The sequence below is a fragment of the Sphaerospermopsis aphanizomenoides BCCUSP55 genome, from assembly GCF_001586785.1.
In the GTDB taxonomy this organism is placed as follows: Bacteria; Cyanobacteriota; Cyanobacteriia; order Cyanobacteriales; family Nostocaceae; genus Sphaerospermopsis_A; species Sphaerospermopsis_A aphanizomenoides_A.
This window is the reverse complement of sequence record NZ_LUFH02000085.1, coordinates 1-20,890: the sequence shown is the minus strand read 5'-3', so window position 1 is coordinate 20,890 and position 20,890 is coordinate 1. Positions and strand designations below refer to the sequence as shown.

Genomic DNA, 20,890 nt, shown 5'->3' with positions numbered 1-20,890 from the left:
TTGTTGCTCTAGCTTTACTCATAGTAACTATCATTACATCCACTGATAGGGATGCTCCCAGTAAACGTAGCGACCGCGTAAAGTATTAATAGCTGCACTAAGTCCCTCACGACTCATTTCAAACATTGGTACAAAACGAGCAATTTTATCAGCAGTGGTATACTGCCAACTATCGTTAGGCATGGGATTGAGCCAAGCATAATAATTTACTGATTGGTGAAGTTGCTCAACAAACTTTTGCGTATACTCAACTCGTTCTGGATTATAGTTACCTCGCGCAGCACCAGCATCGCTAACAATTAGTACCGATGTTTTTTTATCAACAGATTCCAGAAAATTTCTAATTCGTTGAGCTTCTAGTCTAGTTGGGTCACTATAAAGATATTTTTCAGGATAGTTTTGGAAGTAGTAAACACTGGTTTGCTTAATGTTTCCACCCCGTTTAGCTTTGTCTATTAATTGACGGGAGAGATGATGAAAAGGCACCATTGAGCCACCTTGGTCAACCAGTAATACCAGTTTAACTTGATTGATATAGCGTGGCATCATCACTGGTTCAGGTAAAATCCCGTAGCGACAATTTTTTTCTACTGTACCTGCTATATCTAACTCCTTCAATGTACCTTCGCGGACGCGGCGGCGTAAAAAACGCCAACCTTGCTTCATTTCTCTGCTGGTTACTGGTAGGTATTCATCTGATAAATCTGTGGGGTAGTAACTTGTTTCAAAGCTACTAGGCTGATTGCTGCGAACTGCTTGAATTACCTGTTCCGGTTCAATTTCTGGCACTATATCAGCAGGTGGACTTGTTTCAACAACTGGTTTTGGAGGCTCAGTTATTTGATTTTCAAGCTGTGGTTGATTGAGTATTTCTCCAGCAGGTTTTACTGGTTCGGTAGTGGAAGATTGATTTATATGAGTTTGGGGTTGAGCTAGCACTTCATCAAAAAGCCGATTGAGTAAACGGGCTTCTTGCTCAGATTTTGTCCATAGTGTACAGCACAATCGCTCTAATGTTTGGCGATCGCCCATACCAAATCCACCTTGCAATGCCTGTATTGCCAACATATAATCTTCTACACCCAAGGGAAAACCGTATGACCGCAATTTATTAAATAAAATTAACAAAGCATTTAGTAAAGGAATTTCAACGGGATTCATTTTTCTCCTCCCGTGACGGAAGCAAGTAGTCCCGATAATCCTTCCAATACTTTAATAAAACTCCAGCAAATGGAAGTTCTCCTTCGAGTTTACTCAAAATCTCATCTTCGGGATATTCTCGCAAGATTGTAAACCAGTCAATTAACTCACTGGTACTCACTTTTTTACCAGTTTTACCAATATTTTTTTCCATATTGTTTCGCAGTAGTTGAAAGCGTCTAACAGCTGCTGCTATAACTGATGGTTTTGAGTTCTGGAAGTGGGCGTTAATAATGTTAATTAATTCAGATTCTTGAGGAAATTTAATATAGTGGAATAAGCAACGACGTAGGAAAGCATCAGGTAAATCTTTCTCATCATTGCTAGTAATAAATATAATTGGAAGGTAGTCTGGATTTGCTTTGATTTCCTCTCCTGTTTCTTGAATGGTAAATCGTCCCTCATCTAATGCTTGAAGTAAATCGTTGGGAAAGTCAATATCGGCTTTATCAATTTCATCGATAAGAACTACAGTACGTTGCGAATTGTCCAGTGAGTTCTGAAACGCACGTCCTAAAGGGCCAAGCTTGATATAATTTTTAGGGTCATTCACTTTTGAGCGTCTCTGCTCATCATGCTGTGCTATTTGGGCATCCTGAAGACGAGCGATCGCATCATAAGTGTAAAAACCATCTTTTGCCCTACTTGTAGACTGGATATACCAAGACTCATAAGGTAAACCTAGTTCATCAGCCACAGCACGAGCCAAGCGAGTTTTACCACAACCCGGTTCTCCCTTGAGCAACAAAGGGCGTTTTTGTAAAAAAATTGTCAGATTTACTGCTTCAATCAATTCAGGCGACGGTATGTAAGGCTCACGTCCATCAAATTCGGATTCACCTGTATAAATGCGGGGTATTACTGAATTAATCATTATGTTAATTTTCCTTTCCAACTAGAACACCTGAATCAACTTTTGTGCTAAATCTCCTTCCCAACTGGTATTACAATACTCACAAATTCTTTTATAGACAAGCTCAGGAACACCTTCTTGAGAATCTGCCAGTAATGTATCAATACATAAACTTTCAGGTACTACTTTGTCTCTGACTGCTACTCGCAACCAACTAGCTAGTTTTGTACGTGGAAATTGTGTACCGGGGGGCAAACTTAAGGGAATTTTAGGGTATTGTGGGTGATTAACTTCGTCAGCTAAAGAAATCCCTGATTTACAGACTCCTCCTTTATTATCAATTAAAAACATGACCAAATATGTTTCTTTGTGATTAGCTTGTTCTACAATAGGTTGCCAAAAATCTTGAATTAATTCATCCAAAAAACTCAATCTATCGCTTTGATAAATTTCATAAAATATAAAAATTAAATTTTGAAATCGCAATGCTTGAAAAATTTTATCCATTATTTGTTCTGGCGATAACCCAGTAGGCTGATTGCCATGAACAAACCTTCGTGCAACTTCCTCCCAGACATCATAAATGTTCTTATGATTGCTAAGTTTAACAACAATTTTCATGCGTTCACCATTATTTAATTCTCGTAATTGCAACAGTCGAGTAACTAAAGGTAATTGCCCAAATTGATGATTACCATGAACTAAGAAAGCTGCTGTTTTGTGAGAAAAATTTTGCCAGTCTAGAGATGTTATTACTTTATCTTCCTGCTCGTCAAAGTCAATATCTAGAATGCGGTTAAAAAGTGTTTGCTTATCTAGAAAAAATTGTTTATCTAATGCTTGAGCTTGAACTGAGATTTGTTCAATTTTGACATATAAATCATTAATTTCGCTCCAACGGGCGTTCTCTTGATGACAATTATCTCGTAAGGCTTTCACAAAACTGGGAAATATAAAACCATACTTTCTATGTTTACCTTTTAGTAGGATAGGTAAATTCTTCATCACTCGAGATGATAGACTGTCAGCTTTTTTTAGATCCTGTACTAAAAAAGAAAATTCTTCCTGTTCACAAAATGCACTAAGAAGTTCATCATTTTCAAATGGCTGACACTGCTGAAAAACTTTTTTGCATTGCCAATAGAGGTCAGTTGGTAATTCCATCAATCAATCTCCCAACAGTTTATACTGCTCCAGCAATTGCTGGGAGATATCCAAGGCATCCTGATAATCTCTCACTAATTCTTGCAGTTCTCCTTCAGTCTCCACACCTAATATCTCTTGCAAATCATCAGGTAATTCATCACCAATACCAGACGCTTCTGCTGTGCTACTTGGTTGTAATTTGGTTTCTACCTCTACTTGAGCAGCAGCAATAATTTCTTCTATTTCTGGTAATAAAAACTCGCGCCGCTTGAGAGCTAATTCTTTTACCCGTCTGATAACGAAAAGCCATTCACCTATTTTTTGTCGGCGTTCTAATTCAGTAGTCAGAACAGAGTCAAGTATATGTTCTTTGACTGTTTGCAATAGTAGCCACCAAGGTTCATCACGGAACTCTTCTTGGCTCAATCTCTTAATTCCTAACACTTGAATCACGGCATAAGAAAGACGATTAAGCAAACTTCCGCTAGTTTTATCTCTCAAGCGTTTATCTGCATCAATTTGCAGAAATTGAGGTGAAGGCCAATCTTCATCGCTATGGGAACCGTAGACAAGATAGTAGCCAGTTTTTAAATCCGCTACGTTGAAATCCATGACTAAGGTAAACAGGTTTTGTTGGCTGCCTTCCTGCGCTAGATAACTCAATAATCTGCCCACAATATCAGTAACTTTGACGGCTACAGCCCAATCTGGTCGTAATGACAACTTCGCTACTAAATCGGCTTGTTTGATATGATCTACGAATTTTTGTATGGGTTTCCCCTGCAACACTGTGTATTTGATGTTAATCCGCAATGAATCACTAGAGCTAGCAGGCAGCCATTCAGTTAAATTAGTGCTAAGACCCAAACGACAAGGAGTGTTTCTTTGAATTGTAGATATTTGATGTAGGCTTTGGGTAGGAGAATTGCGTTGAAAGGAGCTTGTCACAGAAGAACTAAATGTCACTAAATCAGCCTGACCTAAGAAATTAGCTTGAAAAAATGCCTGAGCATCGTGTAGCTTTACCAGGAAGTAACTGTTGTCTAATTCTAGGTTAAATGGAGCGGAAGGTTGGTCTTGTAGGTAAAAAGGTTGACTAGCACCTGTTGGCATAATTCACTCCTGATTTTGGCTTTGTGCGGCGATGATTTCATCGTACAGTTTAGGACGATTGTGCTGCAAATCACTCAAAATAGTTTTAATTTTCGTGGCTTCTCGCAATTTTTGAGTTTCGTTTTCGCCGTTGTGCAGTGCCACCACCTGAAAGTTAGTTACATTCAATACGGGTGCGCCTGATGTTCCCTCTTCAGTAGGGGCGCTATGGAGAATACGGTTGCTATCCAAATCAGATTTGTAATATCCACCAGAACGCTGCTGTGGCTGTCCTTTGGGATGCTGAATTACATATAGTTGCGTCCCTAGAGTAAAAGGTATGTCTACATCCAATCTCAGAAATCTTCGGTATTGTAGGGGAGAATCCTGGCGATCGCGCAACCGCACAACAGCATAATCTAATTCCAGATTGTCGTGTTCCATCTGCACCAAGCCATATTCAATCCCAACGCCTGCTTGGGTAAAGTCAAAAGTGAATACGCTATTGGCTATTTGCTTTTGCAGGTCAGATGCACTAATTGGTGGCTCTCTTTTGGGATCTCTGGCTTCAATGACATGCCAACAAGTTAATGCCAGTTCAGAAGTTACCAGCCACCCCGTACCTGTAGGTATTTTCCTCATGTTCCCATTGACAATTTTGGGGACACTCACACGAGCAACAGCACGAGCGCAATTCAGCAGTTTCTCATCTGCTGCAATATAAGGCATCGGCTCACCTTTGGGGTTGGCTTCTGCTTTACGTAAATCATTTAGGCTAGGATTATTGTGTAAAACTACGAGATTAGATTTACTATTAGACTTAGGTGCAAGTATAGGTTCAAGTTCTTGTATTAGTTCAGATAAAGTTTGATGCAACTCTTTTACCGGATCTATCTGCCTCTTTAATAAATGCAGCAGTATCAATAACACGTTCTCTCCGGTATCTCTGCGATATTCATACTTGAGGTAAGCAATTACTCTCTCCGCTCGTTCAGCTCGATTATCAACTTCCGGCAATTCATCACGCCACGGTTTGAGTGACTCATTTGCATCAAAAAAATCGAATAGTCGGCTATGACTCTTAAATTGATCGCAATCCAACAGGGCTTGCTTTAGTCGAATCCCAGGCATATCATTTGTTACAGCTACATGCTCATGATAATGTAAATTTTGAGAGAAATTTGTAACACCAGGTTGCTCCCATGAGTTACCGTTAAACCTGGATTGATTCTCAACGGGTGCAGTAGCAATACTTTCTTGGACAGTAACTTTGAGAAGTTGGAGGCGATCGCGTCCCCGTTCTAAAAAGCTTATGTCTGTTTGAATTTGTTGTTGTAATTTGTTACCGACATAGTGTAAAAACTGTTGCCATAACTCTAAATTAGTCTCTGGTAGCGATTCCAGTTTTTGGAGTTTAGTTCTGTAATTTAGCTCATTGACAGCTATAGTATTTTTGTGATCTGACAGTTCCCCCAAGTAACGAGCATATTCCAAGCCTATTTGCTGTAACTCTACCTGCAACTGCCTTAACTGCCATTGCTGATTTGCAGTTTGAGTAATTTGATGAAAGCGTCGTTCGTAATCTGGCAATTTGCCGTAAAGTTTTTTGGTTTGGCGATCGCACCACCGGGATTGATGATAAACATACTGAATTTTATGCCTACACCACAGCAGATATAGTAGAATTTCAGCAACTTTATCCATGTGGTTTTGGTTCATATCTTGGCATTTCAACCAAACTAAAATATGCAGTTTTTGAGTAGGGTCTGTATGGGCGCTTTCATATTCAAAAATGGTATTTCCTAGCAGATAACCTGTACCAATTAACTCGGTTGAATTTCTTTCTGAAAGTATTTGGTTAACACACGCATCAGCTAAATATTGATAATCTTCTTGCAGTTCTGTTGGTTGCCCAAAAAGTAATAATGTTTGTCCTAAAGAAGCCTGAATTTGTGGAGGTAGCAGCAGATTATCGTAATTAAGATTACTTAATTGAGGTATACTGAACGTATCTTGAGAATACAGAGTTAAATCAATTGCATAAGAATCATGTAATCGAAAAGGGCAAAGTAAACCTTGAAGCTTTAACCCACCAGTTCGCGGAATTAAACGAAAGTTTAAACTTTGTTCTTGATTACGCAGTAGATTGCTATATTCAACTCCAAGACTATCTTCTGCTTGTGGAAAATAGTGATTATCTTGGTAACAAATAAGTTGTTGTTGTAGAGTTTGTAATTCTCCAATGTGGAGTTTATTACCCAAATCAACTAAATGTTCCCACAACTGTGGTGCTTCTGCTACAGTCGGTTCTTCCCCTTGGTTGATGCTGTTTCGCAGATGGAAAGCATAAAGAGTAATACTAGGACTATGCAGCCCCAAATTCTGGGTGATTTCGTTCATAATTTGGGATGTATATTATCGATATTTTGTCATCACTGACCGATCGCGCAAAATGCTGCCCAGTGAAAGGGCGAGTTAAAGGGTTGCTCGGAATCTGACATTTTATGGAGTCTGCGACGCAAACTCATGTTGAGACTTGCATCCAGAGAGATTTTATTTTCTGAAATCCATTCTTGCAGTTCCTTTTTGGTAAGGTTTCGCAGCCAAAGTTGAGCCTGGTTGAGGGCGATCACTACTGTCTCAAACAACGGCAGATTTTGATAGAACTTAATCATTAAAAAAGCTGTTGATACATCTTGAACAGTCCATAAACTGCTGACAACACTAGGACTTCCTGCATAGAGAAAGCTACTCGGAATCCCAACGTATTCATCGCTGAGGATTTTGTAGTTAGTTAGACCTGTTTCGCAGGCAGAAAGGGTAACAAGACGACATTGGGAAAGGTCAAGGTCAAAAATTTCTCCAAGGGTAAGACGTTCCCCATCTGCTAATAATAGTGCTGAGTCTAGAGGAGATTCAAAATTAAACTCGCCATGACAGGAAAAGTGGGCGCAGTTTGCCAAACTGAGTTGGGAGTTTTGGATAACCTCTCTCGTCCCATTATCTTTAATGTTTACTTCTACAAGAGTGGCTTTTTGGGCAGAATTTTCAACAAAAACATCAGTATGGGGGAAGTAACGTTGAATAGTCCCAACCTCAACAGTCGTATAGCCTAAGTCTTTAGTAGGGTTTTGAATAGCCAAGAGGCGAGCAAAATTAGACCGTTCTTGGTTTTGAGTTACTTGCAATAGCTGACAGGAGGGGGTATAACGCACACCTCTGGGGAAGCGGTCTATGAGACAAGGGTGTTGGGACAGAGGCAAAGCATGGAGGGGAATCAGGTGCAAAAAGCGATGGGGAATTAAGATGATTTGGTCGCAGTTGCTTGGGAGACTATTAATAATGTCATCAATATGCAGGATTTCGGAGAGGCGGTAAAGGCGTTCTAAAAGTTTCTCAATCCATTGCCCTCGGTTTTGCTGGTAGTCTTGCAAATATTCCTCTTGCCAATCTAAGAAAGCTTGTCGTTCCTCAGCAGAGGATGACCAGACTTTGGGATGCTGAGATTGGTGGGTGATGACGAAAGTGTAGAAGTTATTATCGGTAATATACCACTCAACAATAGCAGCGCGATCGTCTATAAGGTTTTGAATCTCGTTAGAGGACATAGGTTTAACTTGTTGGGTAGCTCTAAAGTTGGGGTCTATAGGATCGATTTCGGTAGCAATCAAATTATCTAGTCGCTGAAGCAATTGATTTAGGCGATCGCGGTTTTTTAGCCAAGTTGCTGAATCTAACACTGATTCACCATTACTAGAAATTATGCCACCTGAATGATTTTGCTCGGTTATCTCTAGGTGTCTTTTTTCAGCTATAATTTCTCTACGTAATTGCTTTAATTCATTGAGGACGTTTTCAGAAATAGCACCTTTAGGATAAATATCACGGTTGGCGAGAAGTTCAACTAAATTTCGGGCTTTGCTACGCTCAACATATTCAATTGCTGTGTCAGTTTGGTGATCGTTGACACAGCTTTGTACTATATTGGCATAAATATCAATAGAGTTTGATAGAATTTCTTGTCTTCTTGTATCCGTAACAGCCCAAATTCGACTTTGTTCAACAACTTCAATAGCGATACTATATCCTTTGATTGCTTCTGACCAAAGTTGAGCAATAAAAGCTGTGTAGCCATAGCTGCGCCCAGAGTTAATACATTCATTCGGGGACATACTCACTTGGCGGATTTCCAAGGCTGACCAGAAGGATATCAGAGCCTTTTCTATATCTTCTTGCTCTCGATAAATATGACCGAGAGCATTCTGAGTCATAGCCCAATCTTCAGGAAATTGATCGCGAAGGTACACTTGTAAAGCAGTTTGATAATATGACTTAGCCTGCTGCAAATTTTCTGATTTATTACCGTAAATTCGCGAAAAATAGGCGCTACCTAGATTATGCTGAGTTCTTCCCCACTCTTGAGGATAAGCTACTTTTGTATATACTTGTAAGGTTTTTTTGTAGTGATAAATAGCTTTATCTATATTTTCTCCCTCATTACCTTCAATTCGATTCCAGTAAACACTGGCTAAATTGTTATGGGTTGTTGCCCATTCATCAGGAAACTTTTCTTGAGTATATACTTGCAAGGCTTGCTGATAGCAAACAATTGCTTGTTCGAGGTTCTGAGACTTACTATCAACGATTCTTACTTGATAAGCAGTACCCAGATTAGTTTGAACCATTGCCCACTGATCAGAAAGCTCTATTTGAGTAAAAACCTGTAAAGCTTTCTGATAATAGTTAATTGACTTTTCCAAGTTCTCAGCAAAATCCCCTGTGATGCGGCTGTGATAAACATTCCCTAATTCATTTTGAACTCTTGCCCATTGTTCTCGAAAAGATTTCTGATTAAATACTTGCAGAGTTTCTTGGAAGTAGGCGATTGCTTTTTCTATATTTTCTGCTGACTTTCCGACATCTTTTTGATAGTATATTAAACCTAAATTCATTTGGATAGTTGCCCATTTTTCGGGAAAATTATCCAGAGTAAAAACTTGTAATGCAGCTTGGTAGCAAGCAATCGCTTTTTCAAAATTCTCAGCATGATCGCCATAAATTCGATTGCGGTAAGCAACCGCTAAGTTACCTTGGATTCCAGCCCAATTTTCTGAAGATTTTTCCTGAGAACATATAGAGGCGGCTATTTCATAGCCTGTAATTGCAATTTCCCAATTGAGTGCTGGACGAGTATCGGGAAAATTGACAATCGAAATGCTTAACTGAAACAAAGATGCAGCAACACTTGATGCTAGATCAGGTTCTATGTAAGGTAAGACATAATTTGCCCAGGATTGTACTAATTCAGGGAAGTCATCCTCCAGTTTATCCAAGTTTTCTCTTAACAGCAGATAGATGCCTGTAACGTCGCCGTTGCTGACGCTAGCCGTTTCCAATAGCTCTTCTAAGAAATTTATATTTTCTGCTGGAAAAAGAACTTCTAAATCATCCGTGGCTGATAAATTCGCCTGCTCGATAGCTTTGGATAGCTCTTTGTTAAATTCACTTAAGTAACTCGCTTTTTCTTCCTCACCCTTTTCTAATAGTTCCCCTATCATTTGTTTAACAGTTTTAACCAAGGCTTCATCTAATAAGTAGGCATACTGTTCCAAAATAGTCATTTCTTCACCAGTACAGCAGTTTAGTAACGCTTGAAGCAATTTCAAATAATCTTCTCGCCGTTTTTTATCCATAATCACTGACCGATCGCACAGAACGCTGCCCAGTAAAAAGGCGATTCAAATGGTTGAGCATCATCCTCTAACTTATTAAGACGGCGGCGAAAACTCATCCTAGCCGCTGGTTTCAATGGTAACTGCTTTTCCTCAATCCATTTTTCCAAATCCCCCTTAGTCAAATTCTTTAACCAGAGTTGAGCTTGATTGAGCGCCAAACCCACAGCCAGACCCTTTTGAAGGTTTTGATAAAACCGAATCATCAAAAAAGCAGTTGATAAGTCATTCACCGTCCAAAGAGAACTAACAACACTAGAAGCACCTGCATAAAGAAAACCACTGGGCAAGCCAATATATTCATCGCTGTTATTGCGGAAATCAATCAATCCGGTTTCACAAGCAGATAGAGTGACGAGGCGACATTGTTCTAGATTCAGGGTGAAAACGCTATCTAAAGTAAGACACTTGTTGAGGTCAAGTACGCCACCATTTTCCAAACTAAGGTAGTTTTCTGTATCGGGTTGTGTCGGTGCAGAATTTAGCTCCGCATTGGCTAGAATCAGGGCAGATTTGCGAGGTTCGCTTCCGTTAAAGTAGCCGTGACAGCTAAAGTGGGCGCAGTGAACAACAGTAAGAGAAGTATTATCAATAGCTTCTTTAGTTGCTATTTTCTGTTTGAGAAGATTACTGGTATTGAAATAGCTTTGAATGGTTTCGACTTCAAGATCGGTATAAGAGAGGTCGCCTGTGGGGTTTTGAACGGCAAATAGGCGAGTAAATTCGGGGCGCTGTCGGTTTTGGGCGAGTTGCAGCAGTTGGCAGCTAGGGGCATAGCTGACTCCTCCAGGAAATCTGTCAAAAAGACTGGAGTCTCCGACAAGTGGTAAAGCATGAAGTGGCAGCAGATGCAAGTAGCGGTGGGGAATTAGAATTAATTTGTTGCACTCTATTGGAATTTGCTGAATAATTTCATCAATGTGCAGAATTTGCGCCAATAGATGTAAGCGGGTAGTTAGACGGCGCTGCCAATGAGATTTTTTGTTACTATAGGCTTTCAGATAGCTGTTTGCCCAATTTGCTAATTTGTTCAGGTCTATCAAATCTGATGATAAAACAATTGGTTGTTGGGTTTGCTTGGTAATAATGAAAACGAGTAGCTTATCGGTTGTAATGTAAAACTCAACAATTGCAGTGCGATCGCTCAAAGTCGAGCGGAATGGCTCAAATTGAAAACCAGAACCGATGGGTAAGTATCGATCTTGTAATTCGTTGCGCTGCTGTCGAAGCTGTTGGAGATGTTGAGCTAGTGCAGTTGGATCTTCTGCTGTGGCATTTTGAAGTTCGTACTGACCGATGGCGATTTCATCTCTAAGTGGATCTAGTTGAGCAACTACTTCTGGGGGGAAAATAGTGTGGCGATCGCGAGTGAGGATAAGCTCAACTAAGTTACGAGTTTTGCTGCGCTCGACGTATTCTATAGCTTTTTCAAATTGCAGGGATTTTATACAAGCCTGTACCACATTACCATAAACATCTATCGCTTCTGAAACTATTTCTGCTTTGCGTAAATCTGTACTTCCCCAATCACGACTTTCCTCTAAAGCTGCAATAGCAATATCATAAGCTTCAATAGTTTCTATCCATTTTTCAGATATAAAAAAAGTATTGCCTAAATTCCAAGCAGAATTAAGGCAATCTCTAGGGAAGGTTATAGGTGTGTGGATTTTTAAAGCGTCTTTGAAGCAGATAATTGCATCGTTCATATTACCTAAATCACGGTAAACCATACCCAAGTTGTTTTGGGTTAGTGCCCAGTTATATGGAAATGCTTCATAAGTAAAAACCTCTAATGTTAATTTATAAGCATCAAGTGTTCTTTTTAAATTCTCTTCTCGATTGCCGGACATTCTAGTTCTATAAGCTTTTCCTAAATTATTTTGAGTCATAGCCCATTGTTGAGGTAGGGCTTCACGAGTACGAATTTGCAAAGCTAATTTACAGGCTGCGATCGCTAAGTTTAAATTTTCTTCGCGGTCTCCACGAAAACGATCGGAGTAAGCATTTGCTAAATTATTCTGAGTAGCCGCCCATCTGTATGGAAATCTTTCAGAACTGTAAACTAACAGAGCAGATTTATAAGCTTCAATTGCTGAATCTATATTATCTTCACGCTCTCCATAAATCCTCTCCCAATAGGCATTACCTAGATTAGCTTGTGTTTCTGCCCATTCTTCTGGATTTTTTTGGTAAGTACGAACTTCCAAAGCTGATTTTAAGGCAGCAATAGCCAATTCCTTATTTTTATCCAAATCGCCATAAATTTTATCAAGATAGGTGTTGCCCAAATTGTTTTTTACAGTGGCATATTGTTCAGGAAATTCATTGATATTATAGAATGATAATGCTTTTTTGTAGGCTAAGATAGACATTTCTATATTGTCTGCTCTGTTGCCATTAATTCGTTGATTGTATGCAGTACCTAAGTTGTTTTGTAATTTAGCCCACTGTTCTGGATAAGTTTCATTAGTATGAAATTGAAGAGCTAATTCATAACAACTTATTGCTTTATCTATGTTATCAGCACGATTACCATAAATTCGATCTCCATACGCAGTTCCAAGATTGTTTTGTAGTCCAGCCCAGTTTTCAGGATCGTTTTCGCGAGTTAAAAATATATTAGCTACTTCATAACCTGATATGGTAATCTCTATATTAATTCCTCTATCCCCCAATGGAAAGTCACTAACTCTATTGCTAAAATCAAAAATAGCTTTTGCTATACCAGGTTGTAATTCTGAGGGGGCTTCGGACAACATATTTGCAGCTTCACGTCGCCACATTTGAGCAAAAAATCTATCTAATTTATCTAAGTTTTCTTGCAGGAGAGGATAAATTTCGTTAGAATTACCATCACTTTGAACAGTTAATCTAAAAACTTGCATCAAAAAATCAAAATATTCTTCTGGAGTTGGGGATGCTGACACAACAGCAGAAAGTTGGTCAGATATACTTCGTAGCCAATTTGCGGCATCTTGATTATCCTCCTTCTCTAACGTTGAGGCAACTGAATTCATTGCTTCAATCAATCCTTCATCAACTAAATCCTGGTTGACATTCAAAATCTCTAATTCCTCTCCATTAGGACAATTGAGTAGGGAATCAATTAAATTCAGGTATTCTTGAAATCTTTGTTGTTCATCCATAATCACTGACCTACTGCACAAAATGCTGCCCAATAAAAAGGGGACTGAAACGGCTGTTGATTCTGCCGGAACCGACGTGCCAGTGAAATCTTCAGCGTTGGAGCCAACGGCAACTGTTGCTCCTCCATCCACTGTTGTAACTCATCGCCAGTAGCATCTCGCAACCAGCGTTGAGCCTGATTGAGTGCTACTGCCACAGATGACCCCTGTTGCAAATTCTGGTAAAACTTGGCTACCAAGAATGCCGTAGATATATCGCTAATCGTCCACAACGAACTGACGACGCTGGGACTTCCTGCATACAGAAAACCGCTGGGTAAACCAATGTACTCATCACTGAGGGAAGTCGGATCGGTCAAACCTGTCTCACAAGCCGAAAGCGCCACCAAACGGCACTGACTCAGATCTAATCCAAAAATTTCCCCCAGCGTCAGACAACGTTCCAACTCAAGAACTTTCAGATCCACACCCGCCAGCACCAAGGCAGAGCGTAGAGGAGATTCTAAATCGAAAATGCCATGACAGGCAAAGTGGACGCAATGAGCAGCTTGCAAACGCTGGTTGCCGATCGCCTCTTTGCGTGCCTCTGCTTTCACCAAAATCTCCGCGTGGGGATGAAAAACCTGTCGGACAATTGCCATCTCGATATCGCTGTATGTCAAATCCAGGGTGGGGTTTTGCACCCCAAACAGATGGCTGAAGTTGGTGCGGTTCCAGCTTTGAGTTAACTGCAATAGCTGACAACTGGGAGCATAGCGCACGCCGCCGGGAAACTTATCTAGCAAGCAGGGAGTATCAGAAAGTTGCGTCCCTGGCAGTTGCGATCGCCCCTCGCCCACAGGCAGGGCATGAAGCGGAAACAGATGCAAAAATCGGTGGGGGATGAGAATCAGTTGAGAACAGTCTGAGGGGATAACAGAGAGGAGATAATTCAAGTGCAGGATGGTAGCAAGTTGCTGAAGTTGCTCAATTAGAGTGCTTTGCCACTGCTGCTTGTTATCGTAGTAGGTTGTGAGATATGTCCTAATCCACCCCATTAGTGCTTGATAGTCTTGGGTGGATGACTGCCAGACGAAGGGAGTTTGACTGTTCGGCGCAACAATAAAAGCAAGAAATGTCTCCTCAGCGATATACCACTCAATTAGTGCCGTTTGGGAATTGGGGAGCAAATCTCGTACTTGCTGAAAGGTGACAGGTTCAACTCTTTGAGTTAGGTTGAAGGTGGAGTCGTAGGGTTGGATGTCCTGCCGAATCAATTTGTCCAGTTCTTGTTGGAGTTGGTTAAGGTAAGTGCGAGACTCCTGAAACGCAGCTAGAGCGGGTAACGTCTCCAGAGTGGCTATCTCACCGACTCCCGATCGCATCTCAATCCGGCGTTGTTCCGTAACAATCTCTCGCCGCAGCCGATCCAATTCCTCGATGACTGTTTGCGGAACGTTACCTCTAGGGTAAAGGTCACGTGCAGCTAGAAGTTCAACTAAATTGCGGGCTTTGCTGCGTTCGACATATTCCAAAGCCCGATCGCTCTGGTCGGTATTGATGCACGCTTGCACCATCTTGGCATAAACATCGATCGCCGCCGACAAAATTTCCTGTCTGCGCTTGTCGCTATTCGCCCAACTGCGACTTTGTTCTACAGCCTCAATAGCAGCACTATAACCTGCGATCGCTTCCTGCCATCGGTTTGCTCTAAACGCCAAATTGCCCAAATTACGCCCCGTTGTCAAACACTCAACCGGAAAATCACCAGGTTGATACACTTCCAGAACTTGCTCAAAGCAGTGAATCGCCTCATCAACCTTACCCAAATCTCGATAAGCCGCCCCCAAATTATTTTGAGTCATTGCCCAGTCTTTGAGAGATGCTTCTGGAGTGCGAATTCGGAGGGCTTGTTTAAAGCAATCGATGGCCTTTCCTAGGTTCTCGGTTAAATTACCTTCTGATTTACAAAGATAGGCGATACCTAGATTGTTATGGGCAAGTGCCCAACCCAAAGGAAAATTCTCTTCGGTGTAAAAAGTTAAAGCTTGCTCGTAGCACTCAATCGCTTTTGGTAAGTCTTGCCTGTAGTCTTCGCGAACGCCGTATAAGTAAGCATTTCCCAGATTATTTTGAACCATCGCCCAATCTTCAGGCGCGGCTTCTGGAGTAAACACCTGCAAGGCGTACTGGAAGCATTTTATCGAGCAAGTCAGATTTTCTTCGAGGTTACTTAAGATGCGGTTGCGATAGGCATTTCCTAAATTGTTTTGAGCGGTTGCCCAATCTAGTGGAAATTCCTCTAAAGTAAACACTTGCAAGGCAGATTCAAAGGCCGCGATCGCCACTTCTATATTTTCTGCGGGGTCCTCTAAAATACGATTGCGGTAAGCTTCGCCCAAGTTGTTTTGAGTGATTGCCCATTCTTTGGGGAACGCCTCTCGAGTGCGGACTTGCAGCGCCCTGTGAAAGTAAGCGAGCGCCATCTCTAAATTTTCAGCGCGATCTCCATGAATGCGGTAGAGGTAGGCGTTACCCAGATTGTTTTGAGCAATTCCCCAATCCCTGGGAAATTCCCTGCGGGTAAAGACATTACTCGCAATTTCGTGTCCGGTAATAATAATTTCTAGGTGGCTGGCTTTGTCACCTAGCGGAAACTGCCTGAGCAAGATACAAAAGCTGACGATTACTTCAGTAATAGCTCTGGCAATCTCTGGGTCTGCTTGAGGCAAGGTTGATAATGCCCAAGCTTGCAGGATGTGTGCTAGAAACTCATCCAGTTTATCCAGATTGGCTTGCAACAGAGAGTAGACGATCTGAGGTTTGCTGTTGCTCTCTTGTACAGTTTTGAGAATTAACTTTAGGAAGTCGAGATAAGCTTCGGGATTAGAGGGAAGTTTGGGGTTCATAATTATTGCCCAATCGCACAGAATGCCGCCCAGTAAAAAGGCGATTTAAACGGTTGAGCATCATCAGACATTTTATGTAATCGCCGATTTAAGCTCATCTTAACTGCTGGATCAAAATTTAACTCGCTTTGAACCATCCATGTTTCCAATTCCTTCTTGGTAAGATTTCTGAGCCAGAGTTGAGCTTGGTTGAGAGCGATCGCCACGCTGGGATACTGCTCGGTATCCTGCAAATTCTGATAGAACTGAATCGTTAAAAAAGCTGTCGATAGGTCGTTCACCGTCCAAAGACTGCTGACCACGCTGGGACTGCCCGCATAGAGAAAGCCACTGGGCAGACCAATATATTCATCGCCGAGGGAATTAAAATCCGTGAGACCCGTTTCGCAGGCAGAGAGAGTCGCCAGACGGCATTGGCGCAGGTCTAAGGCAAAAATATCCCCCAGAGTCAGGCATTTTTCTAGGTTAATCGACCCTCCATCACGACTCGCCCAAAAGCGTGTTTGGTCAGCAGGTGTTATTGTAGTTGTTGTGGTTTTGCTTCCTGCTAAGAGTAGAGCAGATTGGCTAGGGGTTTCAAAGTTGAAGTAACCGTGACAAGAGAAATGAGCCACATTGGTTTGGGCTAAACGTTCCTGGGTTAGAGCTGTAATGCTTGCAAATTGTTTTTCCAATACGTCATCGTGAGGATGAAAATAACGACGGATAGCGTTAACCTCTATATCGGCAAAACTGAGGTCTTCAGTGGGGTTCTTGACACTGAAAAAGTGTTTGAGTGAGGGACGGCTCCAGGTTTTACTTAGTTGTAGCAGTTGGATACTGGGAGCATAGCTGAGACCTTGAGGAAAGCGCTCCATCAATAAATCTCCATTTGCTAAAGGCATAGCATGGAGGGGAAAAAGGTGTAGGAAACGATGGGGAATGAGGATGAGGCGATCGCATTTCTTCCCTTGCTGGTTAAAAATCTCGTTAATCTTGGTGAGGATGTGATCAATATTGAGTATTTCAGCTAACTTCTCAAGGTTAGAATCTAAATTTGCTTTCCATTGCTTCTTTTCCTTTTGCAAGTATGCCTGAAAATAATCATTACTCCAATTTCCGAAAGTCTCTAGTGTTTCCAAGGAAGCTTCTTCGACAAGAGGATGTAGGCTATTGGCAGTCAGAATAAAGGTAAGAATTTTATCTTCCGTAACATACCACTCAATGGCGGCAGTGCGATCGTCAAGAAGACTTTGGATCTCGCTAAAGGCAATCTGTTCCACTCTCTGAGTTAGGCTGAAACTGGAGTCTATGGGTTTGATGAGATCGAGTACCTCATCTAACTTAAACCGTGAGGTTTGTAATTCTTGCTGTAATCGTTTCTTTGACTCTTCTAGGGAGTATCGCTGTGCTTGTTCTTGTTCGCTCGTAGTTGTTGATAATTGCTCTATCACTACCTGTAATTGCCTTTCCAGTGAGGGAATGCTGCGTCGCAATTGATCTAATTGGGAGATTATCTCTTGGGGAACATCACCTTTGGGATAGAGGTCGCGGTTGGCGAGCAGTTCGACTAGGTTCCGGGTTTTGCTGCGTTCCACTGTTTCGATAGCTTTGTCCCATTGTTCTATATTGATATAGGCTTGTACCAGTTTTTGATAAACATCTATTGCCTCTGCGAGAACTTTTTGGCGACTAGTATCGTTACTTGCCCAACTGCGGCTGAGTTCCACTGCGGTTACGGACTTTTCATAGGCAGTGGTCGCTGACTGCCAGTTGCCTTGGGTGAAGTGAAGATTGCCGAGGTTGCGAGCAGTTTGAAGATGATCTATGGGATTTGCTTCAAGGGTGCGAACTTCTAAAGCCTTTTGAAAAGTGGTGATTGCCATTTTCAGATTTTCTGACCGCTCACCTAATATCCTATTGCTGTAGACAATACCCAAATTGTTTTGAGTATGTGCCCATTGGATGGGTAATTCTTCAGGAGTCCGTACTTGCAATGCTTGTTTGTAGGCAGCAATGGACATTTCCAAATTTTCTGCCTGCTCACCCGATATTCTATTGTGGTAAGCGGCACCTAAATTGCTCTGAGTCCTTGCCCATTGGATAGGATTTGCTTCTAGAGTACAAACTTGTAGAACCTGTTGGAAAGCAGCAATGGCCATCTCCAGATTTTCTGCTCTATCGCCCAATATCCTGTTAACGTAAGCAGCACCCAAATTGTTTTGAGTATCTGGCCAGTCAATGGGATTTGCTTCTAGAGTACGAACTTGTAGAACCTGTTGGAAAGCAGCAATGGCCATCTCCAGATTTTCTGCTCTATCGCCCAATATCCTGTTAACGTAAGCAGCACCCAAATTGTTCTGAGTATCTGTCCATCGGATAGGATTTGCCTCTAGCGTGCGAACTTGCAGAGCCTTTTGGAAGGCAGCAATAGCCATCTCCAGATTTTCTGCCCTATCTCCCAATATCCTGTTAACGTAAGCAGCACCCAAATTATTTTCGGTTGTTGCCCAATTGATAGGAAAGGCTTCAGGGGTGCGAACTTTCAAAGCTTTTTGGAAAGCGACAATGGCCATCTCCAAATTTTCTGCTCTATCCCCCAATATCCTGTTAACGTAAGCAGCACCCAAATTGTTCTGAATATCTGCCCATGGAACAGGAAATACGTCAGCGGTATAAACTTGTAGAGCTTTTTGGTACGCAGTAACAGCCATCTCCAGATTTTCTGCTCTATCTCCCAATATCCTGTCGTTGTAGGCGGCACCTAAGTTGTTTTGAGTATCTGCCCAATCGAGGGGAAGTTCTTCAAGGGTGCGAACCTCTAAAGCTTTGTGGAAGGCAGCGATGGACATTTCCAGATTTTCTGCTCTATCTCCCAATATCCTATCAAGGTAGGCAACACCCAAATTATTCTGAGTCATTGCCCAGTCAATGGGGAATGCTTCGTGAGTGCGAACTTGCAGTGCCATTTTATAAGCAGCGATAGCCGTCTCCAGATTTTCTGCCCTGTCCCCGAATATCCTGTCGCAGTAAACATTACCCAAATTGTTCTGAGTTATTGCCCATTGGATGGGATTTTTTTCACAAGTGCAAGCTTGCAGTACCATTTTATAAGCAGCGATAGCCGTCTCCAGATTTTCTGCCCTGTCCCCGAATATTCTATTTTTATAGGCAGCACCCAAATTGTTTTGAGTCATTGCCCAACCACCGGGCAGTGCTTCTGGGGTGTAGACTTGCAATGCCATTTTATACGCAGCAATGGCCATCTCCAGATTTTCTGCCTGTTCACCAGATATTCTATCGCTGTAGGCAGTACCCAAATTATTCTGAGTTGTTGCCCATTGGATGGGATTTGCTTCAAGAGTCAAAACTTGCAGTGCCATTTTATAGGCAGTGATGGCTACCTCCAGATTTTCTGCCCGCTCGCCAGATACCCTGTCACAATAAGCATTTCCCAAGTTGCTTTGAATAGCTGCCCAATTGTTTGGACAACTGTCATAGGTAAAGACTGTTAGCGATATTTTGTAACCAACAATACTAATTTCCACGTTCGTTGCCTTACGGCCAAGAGGAAACTGTAGGATGAGGTTGGCGAAGCTGAAGATAATGCCAGCAATGCCCTCTGCCGTCGATGGTTCAGCCTCTGAGATGGCAGCCTCCGACCAATTTTGCAAGATAGAGATTAGATGATTATCAAGTTTGTCTAGGTTTGCTCGGAGGATTGGGTAGATTACCTCAGAGTTACCACCACTTTCCTCTGTTGCCTGCAATACCTCCATCAAGAACTGCTGATAGTCTTGAGATGATAGGTTAGCTGAGGTAGAAGTTTCTGATATTCCCAGGACTTCTACAAGCTGACTATTGAGGTCACGTATAAAGTCGGCAGCGTTTTGATTGCCATCTGCTTCCAGTTCTTCTGCCACTTGTGCCATTACCTGCAATAACCCTGCATCTACTAACTCGCGATTGGCACTCAGGATTTCGGTTTCCTCCCCATCTGAGCAGTTTAACAGTTCCTCAATTAGTTTGATGTATTCTTGAAGTCTTTGTTTTTCATCCATCACTGACCAATCCCACAAAACGCCGCCCAGTAAAAAGGCGATGCAAAAGGTTTAGCACCATCCTCCAATTTATGAAGACGACGACACAGATTCATCCTAACTGCTGGTTTCAATATTATTATCAGGAGGTATTTCTGGATGGTCTAAAAAGTACCACCACTGATGTGCTTTATTGAGTAAGGAGCGTAACAGTTTACCAGCTTCTCCTCCAGCTTTATCAAGAAAGGAATGAATAGCTTCTTCAACTTTGGCTCTAAACTCGGATGCCCAAATCCAGAATTGCTCTTCGTTTTGGTGTTGTTGGAATAAAGCATAGTTTTGAAAACCTTCATCTATGAGGCTGATAAATTTTGTCCCAATCTCTTTGTTATTTAAACCAGGAAGTTTAATCAGTTTCTTGAAGTGTCGGCGTAAATGCGCCTGGCATTTCTGTTGAGCTTTGACTGGATAACCGTTATAGGCGCTAAAATCATCAGAACTGAGTACACCCTCATAGCTTGAACCCAGAATGGATTCTACTTCGGCACGAGACCGAGTATCAGCCGCATGAAATAAGGCGAAGTCGGTACTGGCAAAAATCCACAACCATTCTTTTACACCCTTGACTACCCAAGGCGTTCCATCTACATGGATATTTGGCTGGGTAAGTTTAATCCACTCTTGGAGTATGACTTGAACGAAAAAATGAGCCAAATTGTGAACCATAAAACGAGCCATAAGTAACGACAAAATAAGCCTTACGAGAAAAAGCGAAATAAAACTTTGCAGCAAATAATGAGCCAAAGTAGATTTT

General features: G+C 41.6%; 9 protein-coding genes and 1 pseudogene. All 10 read right to left on the bottom strand.

Features of this window, described 5'->3' with window-relative positions:
- Positions 1-33: 33 nt before the first annotated feature.
- Positions 34-1,161 (bottom strand): hypothetical protein, encoded by a 1,128-nt coding sequence (locus tag A0J48_RS19595; protein WP_200326022.1) that lies wholly within the window; start codon positions 1,159-1,161, stop codon positions 34-36.
- A complete protein-coding gene (locus tag A0J48_RS19590) occupies positions 1,148-2,074 on the bottom strand; it encodes an AAA family ATPase (protein WP_200326021.1) in 927 nt (308 codons plus the stop codon). The genes A0J48_RS19595 and A0J48_RS19590 overlap by 14 nt, the downstream gene beginning before the upstream one ends.
- A gap of 21 nt (positions 2,075-2,095) precedes the next feature.
- A complete protein-coding gene (locus A0J48_RS19585) occupies positions 2,096-3,217 on the bottom strand; it encodes a hypothetical protein (RefSeq protein ID WP_200326020.1) in 1,122 nt (373 codons plus the stop codon).
- Positions 3,218-3,220: 3 nt separating this feature from the next.
- Complete coding sequence (locus A0J48_RS19580) at positions 3,221-4,312, bottom strand: hypothetical protein (RefSeq protein ID WP_200326019.1); 1,092 nt, start codon at positions 4,310-4,312, stop codon at positions 3,221-3,223.
- A 3-nt stretch (positions 4,313-4,315) separates the two neighbouring features.
- On the bottom strand, positions 4,316-6,691 hold the full coding sequence (locus tag A0J48_RS19575; RefSeq protein ID WP_200326017.1) for a trypsin-like serine peptidase: 2,376 nt from the start codon (positions 6,689-6,691) through the stop codon (positions 4,316-4,318).
- Positions 6,692-6,723: 32 nt separating this feature from the next.
- Entirely contained in the window at positions 6,724-9,984 is a 3,261-nt protein-coding gene (locus tag A0J48_RS19570; protein ID WP_200326016.1) for a CHAT domain-containing protein, read from the bottom strand.
- A gap of 2 nt (positions 9,985-9,986) precedes the next feature.
- Positions 9,987-13,169, bottom strand: a complete 3,183-nt coding sequence (locus A0J48_RS19565) for a CHAT domain-containing protein (RefSeq protein ID WP_200326015.1) — start codon at positions 13,167-13,169, stop codon at positions 9,987-9,989.
- A 2-nt stretch (positions 13,170-13,171) separates the two neighbouring features.
- Positions 13,172-16,057, bottom strand: coding sequence for a CHAT domain-containing protein (locus tag A0J48_RS19560; protein ID WP_200326014.1), 2,886 nt, complete (start codon positions 16,055-16,057; stop codon positions 13,172-13,174).
- Positions 16,058-16,059: 2 nt separating this feature from the next.
- A complete protein-coding gene (locus A0J48_RS19555) occupies positions 16,060-20,097 on the bottom strand; it encodes a CHAT domain-containing protein (protein ID WP_200326013.1) in 4,038 nt (1,345 codons plus the stop codon).
- Between the two features lie 114 nt (positions 20,098-20,211).
- A pseudogene (locus tag A0J48_RS19550) lies at positions 20,212-20,890 on the bottom strand (IS66 family transposase); the annotation flags it as partial.

Excerpts from the sequence above, each read along its gene's own strand:
- A0J48_RS19580 (WP_200326019.1), bottom strand. The coding sequence starts at position 4,312 with ATGCCAACAGGTGCTAGTCAACCTTTTTACCTACAAGACCAACCTTCC.
- A0J48_RS19565 (WP_200326015.1), bottom strand. The coding sequence starts at position 13,169 with ATGGATGAACAACAAAGATTTCAAGAATACCTGAATTTAATTGATTCC.
- A0J48_RS19570 (WP_200326016.1), bottom strand. The coding sequence starts at position 9,984 with ATGGATAAAAAACGGCGAGAAGATTATTTGAAATTGCTTCAAGCGTTA.
- A0J48_RS19575 (WP_200326017.1), bottom strand. The coding sequence starts at position 6,691 with ATGAACGAAATCACCCAGAATTTGGGGCTGCATAGTCCTAGTATTACT.
- A0J48_RS19585 (WP_200326020.1), bottom strand. The coding sequence starts at position 3,217 with ATGGAATTACCAACTGACCTCTATTGGCAATGCAAAAAAGTTTTTCAG.
- A0J48_RS19590 (WP_200326021.1), bottom strand. The coding sequence starts at position 2,074 with ATGATTAATTCAGTAATACCCCGCATTTATACAGGTGAATCCGAATTT.
- A0J48_RS19555 (WP_200326013.1), bottom strand. The coding sequence starts at position 20,097 with ATGGATGAAAAACAAAGACTTCAAGAATACATCAAACTAATTGAGGAA.
- A0J48_RS19560 (WP_200326014.1), bottom strand. The coding sequence starts at position 16,057 with ATGAACCCCAAACTTCCCTCTAATCCCGAAGCTTATCTCGACTTCCTA.
- A0J48_RS19595 (WP_200326022.1), bottom strand. The coding sequence starts at position 1,161 with ATGAATCCCGTTGAAATTCCTTTACTAAATGCTTTGTTAATTTTATTT.